Annotated in this window: 6 protein-coding genes; 2 read left to right on the forward strand and 4 right to left on the reverse strand. The window is 67.1% G+C overall.

Annotation, left to right across the window (positions count from 1 at the left end; genetic code table 11):
- Positions 1-45 precede the first annotated feature (45 nt).
- Complete coding sequence (gene pgaB / locus V7787_RS18485) at positions 46-2,010, reverse strand: poly-beta-1,6-N-acetyl-D-glucosamine N-deacetylase PgaB (RefSeq protein WP_336088978.1); 1,965 nt, start codon at positions 2,008-2,010, stop codon at positions 46-48.
- A complete protein-coding gene (pgaA, locus tag V7787_RS18490; RefSeq protein ID WP_336088979.1) occupies positions 2,007-4,097 on the reverse strand; it encodes a poly-beta-1,6 N-acetyl-D-glucosamine export porin PgaA in 2,091 nt (696 codons plus the stop codon). Before pgaA ends, pgaB begins: the two co-directional genes overlap by 4 nt.
- Before the next feature lie 316 nt (positions 4,098-4,413).
- Here pgaA and V7787_RS18495 point away from each other — a divergent pair, with 316 nt between their 5' ends.
- Entirely contained in the window at positions 4,414-7,863 is a 3,450-nt protein-coding gene (locus V7787_RS18495) for a GH92 family glycosyl hydrolase (RefSeq protein ID WP_336088980.1), read from the forward strand.
- 388 nt (positions 7,864-8,251) lie between these two features.
- Positions 8,252-10,558: a hypothetical protein gene (locus V7787_RS18500; protein ID WP_336088981.1), complete on the forward strand. Its 2,307-nt coding sequence runs from the start codon at positions 8,252-8,254 to the stop codon at positions 10,556-10,558.
- A gap of 25 nt (positions 10,559-10,583) precedes the next feature.
- Here the strand turns inward: V7787_RS18500 and V7787_RS18505 are convergent, their stop codons facing one another.
- Positions 10,584-11,897: a hypothetical protein gene (locus V7787_RS18505; protein ID WP_336088982.1), complete on the reverse strand. Its 1,314-nt coding sequence runs from the start codon at positions 11,895-11,897 to the stop codon at positions 10,584-10,586.
- A 40-nt stretch (positions 11,898-11,937) separates the two neighbouring features.
- Complete coding sequence (locus V7787_RS18510) at positions 11,938-12,627, reverse strand: methyltransferase domain-containing protein (protein WP_336088983.1); 690 nt, start codon at positions 12,625-12,627, stop codon at positions 11,938-11,940.
- Positions 12,628-12,855 lie beyond the last annotated feature (228 nt).

Genomic DNA, 12,855 nt, shown 5'->3' on the forward strand with positions numbered 1-12,855 from the left:
GGCTTCAGGCTGGCGCGGCGCCCGGATGGGCGGCCGCGGCGGGCGTCAGCGTTCGATGTAAGGGAAGCCGCGCGCGGACATGATTTCGCGGGCGTCGGCGGTGGAAGGGCGGTCGTCGATGAAGTTGTCCGGGTACCAGGCCAGGTGGCGGGCGCCGTCGGCTTGCAGCCGGCGCGCCATGGTCTTGAGCTGGGCCGCCGGAATCGGCTGGTCCTTGTTGCGCCAGTCCACCGTCTGCAGTTCGAAGATGGTCCGGGCCAGTCCGCGCGGGGACTGCTTGACCCTGGCCACCAGCCGATCCATCCAGCGCTGCGGATCGCGGCTGTTCTCCATCCACGGCATCGCCATCACCGCGGTGTAGTCGTAGGCCTGGTTGAACGCGGCCAGGTTCTGCGCGAACCACGCCTCGCTCTTGGGATCCAGCACCGGCGCGGCGAACAGGTTACGCACGGTGATCAGCTTGGGCCGCCATTTGCCGGCGGCGCGGGCCAGTTCCTGGGTGAACGCGATCAGCGCCTGAGTGCGCGCGGCCGGATCGTCCGGGGCGATGCCGCGCAGTTCGTCGTCGCGCAGCAGCGCGTCGTCGTGGAACAGCAGGCCTTCGGTGTAGCCGCTGACGGCGAGGTCTTCGTACAGCTCGGCGACGATCTTGCGCGTTTGCGGTTCGAACGGGTTCAGACGGTGGGTCTCGGCCGGGTTGCTGGCCTTGATTTCCAGCTTGGCGTTGAGCGCCTTGTCGGGCAGTTCGAAACCCAGCACCGGCAGCCACGCGAACACTTTGACGTGGGCGCGGGTCTTGAGCTGCCAGGCGACGCGGTTGTACAGGTCCGCGCGCATCGGCAGATGGCGGTTGGGGAAGTACATCGCGTCGGCCGAGCCATTGCCGTCGGGATCGGCGAAGGCCTGCAGGAACACATGGCTCGGAGCGACTTGCTTGACCCGTTCGATCAGCTTGTCCAGGTTGCGGGCCTGCTGCGCCGGGTCGGCGTCGTAGACGTAGTCCAGGTCCACTTGCAACGCGCGCACGCCGTCGAGGCCTTCGTCGTGGCGCAGTTCGAAGGCCAGGTCGTTGACGGTGGGGTTGTCGAACATCAGCAGGCGCGCCAGACCGTGCAGGTCGCGGCCGATCGACTGGTGGCGGCCTTCCAGATCGAAGGTCACGGTCATGCCGAGTTGGTCGGCCAAGGCGTTGGTCTGGCTGTTGTAGGCCGCGTACGGCCACACCACCGATTGCGGCGACACGCCGAGTTCGCGCTTGATCTTGCCGGCGCTGTCGGTGAGGTCGCGGCGGATCCGGGCCAGATACTCGGCTTCGGTTTCGTAGCTCTGGCTCTTGCCGTCCCACTGGCGGGTGATCGCCGCGGGCATGGTGTTGCCCTGCGGGTTGGAGGTCACGCCGCGGTGCAGGTTGTCGCTGTGCGAGGCGATTTCGATCAGGCCCGAGGCCTGCATCTCGCGCAGTTGGTCCCAGGTGACGAAGTCGTCGTGGGTGAACATGCGCGGGCCGTAATCGACTTGCTGCTCGCGCGGCAGATCGACCCAGCCGGTCACCACCGCCATCAGGCCGGGGTAGTTGTAGGCGCGCAGCAGCGGGAACACGTGGGTGTAGATGCTGCGCAGGCCGTCGTCGAAGGTCAGTAGCACCGCTTTGGGCGGCAGCTTCTTTTCGCCGCGCGAGGCGGCGATGACATCGCTCAGCGCGACCGGGCGGTAGCCGTGGCCGGACAGCCAGTCCAGGTGCGCGGCGAAGTTCTGGGTGCTGACCGCGTAGGCGTCGGGATCGCCCTTGCGCGCGACGTCGTCGCGGATGTCGTGGTAGCTCAGCACCAGCAGCTGATCGGCCTTGGTCTGTTGGGCGATGGCTTCGGCCGGGCTGATCGGGGCGACGTCGTTGTCGGCCTTGGGTTCGGCGGCGATGGCGGCGAACGGCACGGCCAACAACACGGTCAACATCAGGCGACCGAAGGCGCGCCGCAGTGCGACGGTCGGGGCGAAAACTTGCATGCTCATTGTTCTCCCCAACGGAAGCTCAGATCGAAGCCCAGGCGTTCTTCGCGCACGCCGTCGTAGACCGGGCGCGACCAGTTGAGGCCGTAGTTCAAGGTGCGTCCGGTGGCGAAGCGCCATTCGTGTTCGTAGCTCAATTGCGGTACCCAGTGGCTGCCGTAGCCCTGCTGCCAGTACGGGCCGGCTTGCACGGTCAGGCGTTGGCGGAAGTGGCGCTGATAGCGGCGCCACGCCAGATGATCGAAACGCAGGCCCAGGTTCAGCGACGAATCGCGGCTGGGGTTGAAGTAGGGAACGTCGGCATCGCGGCGGCTGGCGCGGCTGGTGGCCACATCGGCGAGGCCGTCGATCAGCAAGTGCGGCTGCGTGTACAAACGCTGTTCGGCGTTGAGGCCGAAGGCGGTGCGGGTGTTGTCGTCGCTGTAGCGCAGTTGCTGGGCGGTGGCGCCGAGCGTGGTGCGTTCGCTCGGGGTGTAGCGCAGGCCCAGGCTGAGCGCGTCGGCGTCGATGCCGGCGCGGCGCGCTTGCAGCGAGGCTTGCGGGCTGCCGCGGTACCACGAGGCGGTGCCGTACCAGGCGTCGTTGAAGCGCCAGCCGGCGTCGGCGTAGTAGCCGGTGCGGTCGCTGCGGTCGAGCCAGCGGTCGTTGGCGCGGTCCACGCCGAAGCCGAGGCTCAGGCGGTCGTAGGCGTACAACGCGCCGACGCCGGCGCGGCGGTCGTGCACGCGTTCTTTACCGAGCGCGCCGTTGGGGTAATCGGCCCAGGCGTCGCGCGCGTGCGCGGTCAGGCGCCAGCGGTCGTGGATCAGCGGGCTGGCGATCTGCGCGCGGTGTTCGGCATCGCGGCTGCCCAGCGGCGAGGCGGTGGCGCCGCCGCCGCGCGCGTCGCTGCGGCCGAAGCTGCTGCCGATCAGCCATTGCCAGCCCATCGTGCTGTCCCAGGATTCGGCCATTTGCTTGACCTGCACGTCGCGGGCGCGGCGTTCGAGCAATTCGTCGTGGATCGGGCGGGCCAGATCCACGCGCTTGTGTTGCAGATGCGCGCCGACCTGGCCGACGCGCGCGCCGACGTCGGTCGGCTCCAGCGTGCTGGCGATGCGGAAGCGTTCCAGCGCGCGATCGGTCCAGCCGCGCTTTTGGTAGGTCACGCCCAGATCGGTCTGCAGGCCGGCGTTGCTGGGGCCGATCGCGGCCAGCGATTCCAGATGCTTTTGCGCGCCGACCGTGTCTTCGCCGTACAGGCCGATCATGGTCAGGTGGCTGTCGGCATCAAAGTGGCGCCAGTTCTCGTGGCTTTCCTTGGCGCCCGGGACGCGGATGAACGCCGGTTGTTCGGCTTTGATCTTGCGCAGTTGCGCGTAAGCATCGTCGAAGCGTTCGGCTTCGGAATAGGCGTAGGCCAGCTGCAGTTGCGAGTCCTGATCTTCCGGCCATTCGCGCACGACCTGTTCCAGCACTTGCGCGGCTTCTTCCGGATGCTTGTCGGCCAGCAACGAGGCGCCGACCTTGGCCAGTGCGTACATCGGCAACTGGACGTTTTCGCTTTGCAGCGCGCGATAGCGCTGCACCACGTCGGCGTGGCGCTCCAGGTGGTTGAGCATCACCAGCTCATCCATGCGCGTGCGCACATCGGCTTGCTGTTCGGCCGGGGTCTGGCCGGCGCGCTGTTGTTCGAGCAGGGTGCGCGCGTCGCGCATCTCGCTCAGGCGCTGGGTTTCGTTTTCCGGAAACAGCGCGCCCCACAGCACCCGGCGGGCGAAGCGGTCGGCGTCCAGGCGCTTGCGTTCGGCCTGGCTGAACAACTGCGGGCGCGCTTGGTACAAGGTCCAGGCGCGGTCGGCGCCGCCGAGGTCGGCGAGGGTCAACACCTGCAATCGGTACAGGCGGTCGTCGCCGGGGCGCGCGGCTTGGGCGCTCTCGATCCGCGCCAACGCAGCCAGCCATTGCCGGTCCGAGCGCAGGCGCTCGATCTCGGGCAGGGGGTCAGCTGGGGATTCTTGACGCGGTGCGGCAAAAACTGACGCTGAGAGGCAGGTTGAAGTCGCGGTCGCCAGGGCGATGGACAGGGCAAGACGATGCTGTATCGGCATGGAGGACCGAGTTCCGTGAGGCGGGAGGTGGTTCGGGATGTGACTTAGTCCCGTACAAAATGTGATTCAAATCACATTGCCGAGGTATTGACGCAAAAGGTGTGCCAATGAGGGGTGAAGATGTGCGGCTTGTTGGCTCTTAACTTGCTGTTTTGAAATGGTTTTTTTGACGATGAATGGGTAATGCCATTGCTGCATCGCGGTTTGACAAGCTGAATTTAGATCGATTCAAATCGGTCTCGGACCGGGGCGCGACGTCACTGAGCGGCGCGTGGCGGCAATAACGGCCAGGCCGTTTGGGGCAACGGGAGCGGACATGTCGGCAAGCAATTCGGGGCGCCCGGGCGCCAGCGCGGTCGCGGCGGCGGCCAGGACGGCCTTGGCCACGGCCCTGGTCTGGGCGATGGCGATGCCGGCGGGCGCGGCCAAGCAGCGGCAGTTCTGGAACTCGTTCGAGCCGGCCGACCCGGCGCCCGCCTTGGCGGCCGACGCTGCGATCCGGCTGAGCGTGGACGGCGGCCCGCCGCAGGCCGCGGCCCTGACCGCCAAGCCCGGGGTCGGCTTCAGCGGGCTGCACTCGCTGCGCTTCGAGGGCGTGGGCGGGGGCGAACAGCAGGCGCAGGTGTTCGAGGTCGATATCGCCATCGGCAAGGACAGCGAGTTGTCGTACCGGGTGTTTCCGCTGTCGCCGGCCAATGCCGCCGCGCCCGCGCCGGTGAGTCAGCTCGACAACCTGCGCAACGGCTCGACCTATGTCGCCGTCGATCTGGTGTTCGACGACGGCAGCCGGCTGTCGCAGCGCAAGCCGCTGGACCGCTACGGCAATCCCTTGACCGCACGCGGCCAGGGCGCGGCGCGGTTGCTGTATCCGGATCAATGGAACGCGGTGTCCAGCCGCATCGGCGAGGTCGCCAGCGGCCGGCGCGTGCGTCAGATCGTGCTGGTGCACGACGGCGAGGCCGGGCAGGCCTATCGCGGTTATCTGGACGATCTGCGGATCGAGCCGGTGCCGCGCAAGAAGGACGCCGACAAGGCCGATGCGCTGCGCCCCAGCGATTACGTCGATACCCGCCGCGGCAGCAACTCCAATGCGCGCTTCTCGCGCGGCAATACCTTCCCGGCGGTGGCGATGCCGCACGGCTTCAACTTCTGGACGCCGACCACCAACGCCGGCTCGCACTGGATCTACCAGTACCAAGAGCGCAACGGCGAGGACAACCGCCCGCGCATCGAGGCGTTCGCGCTGTCGCACGAGCCCAGCCCGTGGATGGGCGACCGCCAGAGCTTCCACATCCTGCCGGCGCTCGGCGCGGGCGAGCCCGAGTTCGATCGGGCCAAGCGCGCGCTGAGTTTCGGCCACGAGCGCGAGACCGCGCGTGCCGACTATTACCGGGTGCAGTTCGACAACGGCCTGATCGCCGAGATGACCCCGACCGATCACGCCGCGATGATGCGCTTCACCTATCCCGAGGCGCAGGCGCGGCTGTTGTTCGATCAGCGCGATGAGAACGGCGACATCGCGCTCGACCGCGACGGCCAGGGGCTCAGCGGCTGGACCGAAAGCAAGAGCAAGCTCTCCGCCGGCGCCGGGCGTTTGTTTTTCTATGCGCGCTTCGATCGGCCCATCGTCGCCGGTGCGCGCCTGGATCGGGCCAAGGATCGCGACCGTGTGTCCGCGTGGTACGGCTTCGATCTGTCCGCCGATCCCACCCGCCAAGTGACCATGCGTATCGCCACCTCGCTGATTAGCGTGGACCAGGCCAAGCGCAATCTGGAACTGGAGATCGCCGACGGCGAGGGCTTCGACGCGGTGCGCGAACGCGCGCGCGCGGCCTGGGACGCCAAGCTCGGCATCGTCCGCATCGACAACGCGCCCGAGCACGAACGCGCCACCTTGTATTCGAATTTGTATCGGTTGTTCCTGTATCCCAACAGCGGCTTCGAGAACACCGGCACCGCCGAGCGTCCGCTGTATCGCTACGCCAGCGCGTTCTCGCCGCCCACCGGCCCCAGCACCGCGACCGCCACGGGCGCTGCGGTGATGGACGGCAAGGTCTACGTCAACAACGGGTTCTGGGACACCTACCGCACCAGTTGGCCGGCCTATGTATTGTTCGCGCCGAAACACGCCGGCGAGATGATCGACGGCTTCGTCCAGCAGTACCGCGACGGCGGCTGGATCGCGCGCTGGTCGTCGCCGGGCTATGCCGACCTGATGGTCGGCACCAGTTCCGACGTGGCCTTCGCCGATGCCTGGCTCAAGGGCGTGCGCAACTTCGATGTGCGCTCGTTCTATCAGTCGGCGATCCGCAACGCCTCCAGCGTCAGCCCGGTCGCGGGCGCGGGCCGCAAGGGCATCGAGCGGGCGATCTTCAAGGGTTACACCGATACCAGCACCGACGAAGGCCTGTCCTGGTCGATGGACGGCTACATCAACGACTTCGCCATCGGTCATTTGGCTTCGGCGCTATCGCGCGAAGCCGGCGCCGACGATCCGTACCGCGACCATTACGCCGACGATGCCGCGTACTACCGCAACCGCGCGCTGGGCTACGTCAATCTGTTCCATCCGCAGGTGGGCTTCTTCGTCGGCCGCCATCGCGACGGCCGCTGGCGCTATACCGCTAGCGAATTCGATCCGACCCGTTGGGGCGGCGACTACACCGAGACCGATGCCTGGAACATGGCCTTCCACGCGCCGCAGGACGGCGCCGGCCTGGCCGCGTTGTACGGCGGGCGCACCGCGCTGGGCAACAAGCTCGATCAGTTCTTCGCCACGCCGGGCACCTTCGAGGTCGGCAGTTACGGTGGGGTGATCCACGAGATGCTGGAAGCGCGCGACGTGCGCATGGGTCAGTACGGTCACAGCAACCAGCCTTCGCACCACATTCCTTATATGTACGCCGCGGCCGGGCAGCCGTGGCGGATCCAGGAGAAGGTGCGCGACATCATGGACCGGCTGTATGTCGGCGGCGAAATCGGTCAGGGCTATCCGGGCGATGAGGACAACGGCGAGATGTCGGCGTGGTGGTTGTTCAGCGCCGCGGGGTTTTATCCGCTGCGGATGGGCTCGCCGGAGTATGTGATCGGCGCGCCGCGGTTCGAGCGCATGACCATTCAACTGGACAACGGCAAGCAACTGCAGATCAACGCGCCCAAGGTCAGCGAGCGCAATCGTTATGTGCAGTCGTTGCGGGTCAACGGCGAGCCCTGGGAGCGGTTGAGCTTGCCGCACGAGTTGCTGGCGCAGGGCGCGGTGCTGGATTTCCGCATGGGGCCGTCGCCGTCGAATTGGGCCAGCGCGGCGCAGGCCTTGCCCGAGTCGTTGAGCCAGGACGGGCAGGCGCCTTCGCCGTTGCGCGATTTGAGCCGTCGCGACAACGCCAGCGTGGCGGGTTTGAGCGGCAAGCAGGCGGCGGCTTTGTTCGACGACGATGCGACGACCTCGGCGAAGTTGAGCGGGCCGATGCCGTTGTTGAGCTGGAACTTCAAGGCGCCGGCGACGGTGCGTTTGTATACCTTGACTTCGGCGGGCAAGCGCGGCGATGCGCAGGCTTGGGCCTTGCAGGGTTCCAACGATGGGGCGCAGTGGACCACCCTGGATGAGCGCAGCGATCAGCGCTTCGCCTGGCGTCGGCAGACGCGGGCGTTCGCGATCGCCGAGCCTGCGGCGTATTCGCGTTATCGGCTGCGGTTGTTGAATGAGGCGGCCGGGCAGGGGGCGATCGAGTTGGCTGAGGTTGAGTTGTTGGGTGAGGCCAAGTAGCGCGGGGTTGCTGCTTTCAAGAGCTGCCCTCACCCCAACCCCTCTCCCGCTTCGCGGGAGAGGGGCTTTTGTTTTCGTCCTCTCCCGCCGCTCTTAGCCCCTCTCCCGCTTGCGGGAGAGGGGTTGGGGTGAGGGCGCGAGCAACTGCAACAACGTTGTGACCCACTCCGCGCTTTAACCCCAATCCTAGACCGCCGTCGCCCACCGTGCGCCGGCGCGCTGCGAATCCTTCCCTCCACGTCCCGCTATCGCCCCGCGTTGTTCCTACGACCGCGCGCGCGGCCGCGCTAGTGTCGGCACGGTCGCTGGCGTCGCGCCGGCTGGGCGACGCGGTCTTGCGACAGGCGCCGGACCCTTCACGCGGAACGATTCCGCAAACGAGGCTGATATGGACACCATGGAACGCAAACGTTCCAGCCTGCGGCGTTGCGCCGTCTGGTTGGCGGCTGGTCTGTTGTTCGCCGCGCCGTTGGCGCAGGCGCAGAACTTCGAAGCGGTGTACGGCGAAACCGAAACCAGCGAGTTCGGCGAGGACGTGAAATCGGTCAACGTCTGCGGCGGCAAAGGTTCGATCCTGGTCGGCACCCGCAACCGCGGCGATCTGCAGGACGTGCAGGTCACCCGCGTCGACGACAACGGCGTGGACCTGTGGCAGAAGACCTACAGCGTCGCCGGCAGCAAGCGCTCGCTCGGCACGGCCATCGTCGAGCTCACCACCGGCCGCGGCTTCGCCGTCACCGGCGGCGTCGACTACGGCGTCGGCCGCGCCATCTACGTGATGCAGATCGATTGCGAAGGCAATCCGAAATGGACCACGGTCCTGGAAAACCTCAAGCGCGAGCAATACGCCAGCGGCTACGACATCATCGAAGGGCAGGGCGACCGCCATTTCGACCTGATCCTGGTCGGCGAAGAAAACGCCCGCGACAACAAACGCCGCTGGGGCCGCATCGCCCGCCTGGACAACGGCGGCAACGTGCTGTGGAACCAGTACTACGACGGTCTGGACCGCTGGCCCGAGCTGCGTTTCCGCGCGCTCACCGAAAACATCGCCGCCAGCGGCGCGCCGACCGATCTGGTGGTGGCCGGCAATTCGGTCTCGCCCACCGGCCTGAGCAGCGCGCTGATGTTCCGCACCGACTTCGGCGGCGCGCCGGTGTGCAGCACCGCGCTCAACAACTCCGACCACTCGCAGGCGCTGTTCCATGGCGTAACCGCGTTGCGCGGCCGCCAATTCCCCGGGCAATCGGTGTTGGTGGGTTTGAACAACAACATCGACGGCAGCAACGTGCAGGCGTATCTGACCCGGTTCGCCGCCGGTTCCTGCGCGGTGCTGGCGCAATCGCTGTGGGCCGATCCCGAGGGCCGCTCGTTCCGCGCCTACGACGTGTTGGAGACCAACGACGTCACCGGCGCCGGCCCGATGCTGGCCTTGGCCGGCACCCTCGGCCAGCCCGAGTTCGGCGCGGTGTTCGCCGCATCCATCGGCAACCTCGACGACACCCCGCTCAACGTCAACCGCTTCGGCGCGAGCAAAGACATGTTGGTGGCGATCGACCGCAAGTCGACCGACCGCGTGGTCGCCGCCGGTACCTCCTTCAGCGATCGCCCTGGCGTCGGCGATCCGCAGGACATGTACCTGGTCCAGACCGATCCGGTCCTGGGCACCTTGTGCGATACGCCGTGGGATCCCAAGGTTCAGCGGGTGGAGTTCAAGCCGCAGGGCGTGCAGACCCGTGTGGGCCGGATCGAACCGTTCCAGCGCGTGGACACCTCGCTGATGCCGGTGCGCGGCGCCGACATCGTCTGCGAAGTCGATCCGCCCAAGCATTGCCCGGGCGTGATCAACAACGGCATCGTGCAGTTGGGCGTGCACAAGACCGGCTATCTCAATATCGAGTGCCCGGACATCTCGCGTTCCAGCGGCACCAACGGCGGCTCGCTGGTGGGCCTGCGCTACATGCCGACCAACGGCGACGCCGCCTCGCCGGGAAGCCCCTGCGAAGGCTGGGGCGTGGCCAGCGCCGATCTGGGCATCACCGGCAACACTTCGCGTTGCTACGGCGTGATCAACATGTCGGTGGTGTCGTTCGCCGATACGCCTTCGACCGCGACCTCGGTGGTCGATGTCGGTCCCAACCGCACCTTCCGGGTGACCCATCAGTTCACCCCGATCGCGGCGACGCCGTACTTGTACCGGGTCGATGTCAGCATCCAGAACAACGGCAGCCAGACCGTCAACGATCTGCGCTACACCCGCGGCATCGACTACGACGTTCCGCCGAACACGTTCTCCGAGTTCATCACCCTGGCCGGTTCGTCCAGCTACGTGATGGCCTGGAACAACAACGGCTTCAACCAGTTCAATCCGTTGGCGGCGAACAGCGGCACGTCCGGGCCGTTCACCGATCTGGGCCCGGGCGATCAGGGCGCGCACATCGATTTCCGCTTCGGTTCGCTGTCGCCGGGCAAGACGCTCAGCTTCGTCACTTACTACGGCGCGGCGCCGACCGAAGCCGCGGCGTTGGGTGCGTTGAGCACGGTGGGTGCGTCGGTGTATTCGCTGGGTCAGGCCAATTGGAACGGCACCGGCAATCCGCTGGACAGCTTGCCCGATCCGTTCGGCAGCTACGGCTACACCACCGGCGAACCGGCGACGTTCATGTACGGCTTCGACAGCAAGTCGCCGCGCTGATCGATTCGCGATAATTGTTGCTGCGTCATACGGCTCCGGGGATTCGCGTCCCCGGAGCTTTTTTCTGCCGCAGCAAGGCCACGTGCAGCAGCGCCAGCGCGCCGATGGCGAGGATCGCTGCGGCCAGGCTTTGCGCGGTGCGGGCCCAATGCAGACGGTCGATCAAGGCGCCGGCCAGCAGCGTCGCCAGCGGCATCGCGCCCATCGTCGCTGCGGAAAACCAGGTCATCTCGCGGCCCATGCGCCGCGCGTCGGCGCTGCGTTGCAGCCACGACAAGGATTGGATGCCGTAGTAATTCGACGCGCCGGCCAGCAGGCCGAACGCCAGCAGCGCGGCCGGCAATTGCGCCGACGCGACAGCGCTCCATCCCAGCAAGGCGTAAGCCAGCGCCGCCAGCGACCAGCACCACACAATCTTGCGCAGCACCGAGCCCAGCGCGGTCGGCACGCCCGGTGCGGACAACGCCGCGGCGGCGAAGATGCCGACGAACTGGGCGATGTAGATCGACAGATAGCGGCTGTCGTGGCGCTGCACCAGCAGCACCGGCAACAGGATCTGCACCGGGCCGAACACCAGCACGGTGCTGGCCAGCAGATAGGCGTAGTAGCTGCGCGGGATCGCCGCCGCCGATGCGGCGGCGGCCGCATCGGGATCGGCTTGAACGCTAACCGGCTCGCGCTTGCGCACCGCACCGCGTCGGCGCACCGCCGCGATCAACGGCAACGACAAGGCCACGCACAGCGCATCGATGGCGAAGGCGACGGCCAGACCATGCTCGCCGTCGGAGGCGAGGATCAGCCCGCCGGCCAGCATCGGCAGCGCCATCGTCGCCACGCTGGAAGCCACCGCGAAAACCGCGTTGCCGGCGGGCAACAACCCTTTGCGGATATACAAGCCGAAGCACGCGCGTCCGGCCGGGTACGCGACCGCCCACACCAGTCCGCCGATCAACGCCAGCAGATAAATGACCTCGATGGTCATCGCGCCGAACCAGGTGGCGGCAGCGAGGGTGGCGTTGATGAGTACGTACAAGGCGCGGCAAACCCACAGCACCTTGGCCGGGTCGGCGCGGTCGAGGAAGCCGCGGAAGAAGAACAGAAACAGCAGGCTCGGCAGCGCCTCGATCGCCGCGGTCACGCCCAGGTCCAAGGCGCGGCCGGTCAGGCGCATCACCAGGAACGGCAGCGCGATCAGGGTGAAGCTGGCGCCGAAGGTGGTGATCAGATTGTCCAGCAGCAGCCAGCCCAGGCGCGGGTCGCGCCGGGCCAGCCGCCACAGCCGCGCGCTGTCGCGCAGCCGGCGCCAGGCGCCGCGGTGGGTCGGCGCGACAGCGTTCATGGCCGCGCCGGTGGCGAATGCGGGAAGTGTCGCCGCGCGCTCAGTTGCGGTCCGCGCGGCGCAGGAAGAACAGTTCGTCCTCGCGCTGCACGCTCAGGCCGTAGACGCTGGCGATCGCGCGCAGCTTGCCCGCGTCCAGCCGCCACACCGGTTCGACATCGTCCACGCCGACGTCCAGGGTCCATTGCATGCCCAGCCAGTGGGTCAGCACGAAGCCGTCGGGCTTGAGCAGGCGCACCAGGGTTTCGAAGTAGCGCTCCAGGTGGCGCTGGCAGCAGGCGAAGCTGGCCAGGTTGTTGTCGAGAATGCAGTCGAACGCGCCGGCTTCGAAGCGTTCGGCGAAGGCGAGGCTGTGCTTGTTGAGCAGGTGCACCGAGTAATCGGCCAGCCCCAGCTCGCGGCCGTGCCGCCATTCGTTGTGCGCCACCGTCACCGATTCGATCCGGCGCGCCTTGCCCGCCAGCAAACGCGCCACCGAGGAGTTGCCGGTGCCCACGTGCAGTACGTCGCGCCCTTCCAGCGCCGCCTCGGCCAGCCAGCGATTGATCGCGGCCTGATCCTCGGTCGGTTCGCAATCGGAGTAGTCCAGCAGCGGCCAACTGGCGAAATCGTCCGCGGCCGCGTGCGTGGCCACGTCGGGTTCGCGTCCGCAGTCGATGCGCTGCGCGCCGATGTCGAAGCGCGGCTGGAACAGGGGCGTGTGCTGGGACAGCGGAGCGGATTCGTTCATGGGGGCGGTGGTCGAAGACGATGCAAGCCGATTCTTCATCGATACCGCAGGACATGTCGAGCGAGCCGATGCGCGTGCTTCGCGGAATTGCTTGGCGGCGTCACAGATTAAATCGATTGCTGCTTTCATTCTTTCTTGCGAAAGCGCGGCAATGCACTGCGCTCGTGTTGCAGCAATCGTTTCGCCCGCAAGTATTCCAAGTCACCGTCCCCGTTGTTCAAGCACCTG

It is taken from the genome of Pseudomonas sp. CGJS7 (assembly GCF_036961695.1).

What these genes read in the sequence shown, in the direction of transcription:
- V7787_RS18495 (WP_336088980.1), top strand. Translation starts at nt 4,414, where the DNA reads ATGTCGGCAAGCAATTCGGGGCGCCCGGGCGCCAGCGCGGTCGCGGCG.
- V7787_RS18500 (WP_336088981.1), top strand. Translation starts at nt 8,252, where the DNA reads ATGGACACCATGGAACGCAAACGTTCCAGCCTGCGGCGTTGCGCCGTC.
- V7787_RS18510 (WP_336088983.1), bottom strand. Translation starts at nt 12,627, where the DNA reads ATGAACGAATCCGCTCCGCTGTCCCAGCACACGCCCCTGTTCCAGCCG.
- V7787_RS18505 (WP_336088982.1), bottom strand. Translation starts at nt 11,897, where the DNA reads ATGAACGCTGTCGCGCCGACCCACCGCGGCGCCTGGCGCCGGCTGCGC.
- pgaB (WP_336088978.1), bottom strand. Translation starts at nt 2,010, where the DNA reads ATGAGCATGCAAGTTTTCGCCCCGACCGTCGCACTGCGGCGCGCCTTC.
- pgaA (WP_336088979.1), bottom strand. Translation starts at nt 4,097, where the DNA reads ATGCCGATACAGCATCGTCTTGCCCTGTCCATCGCCCTGGCGACCGCG.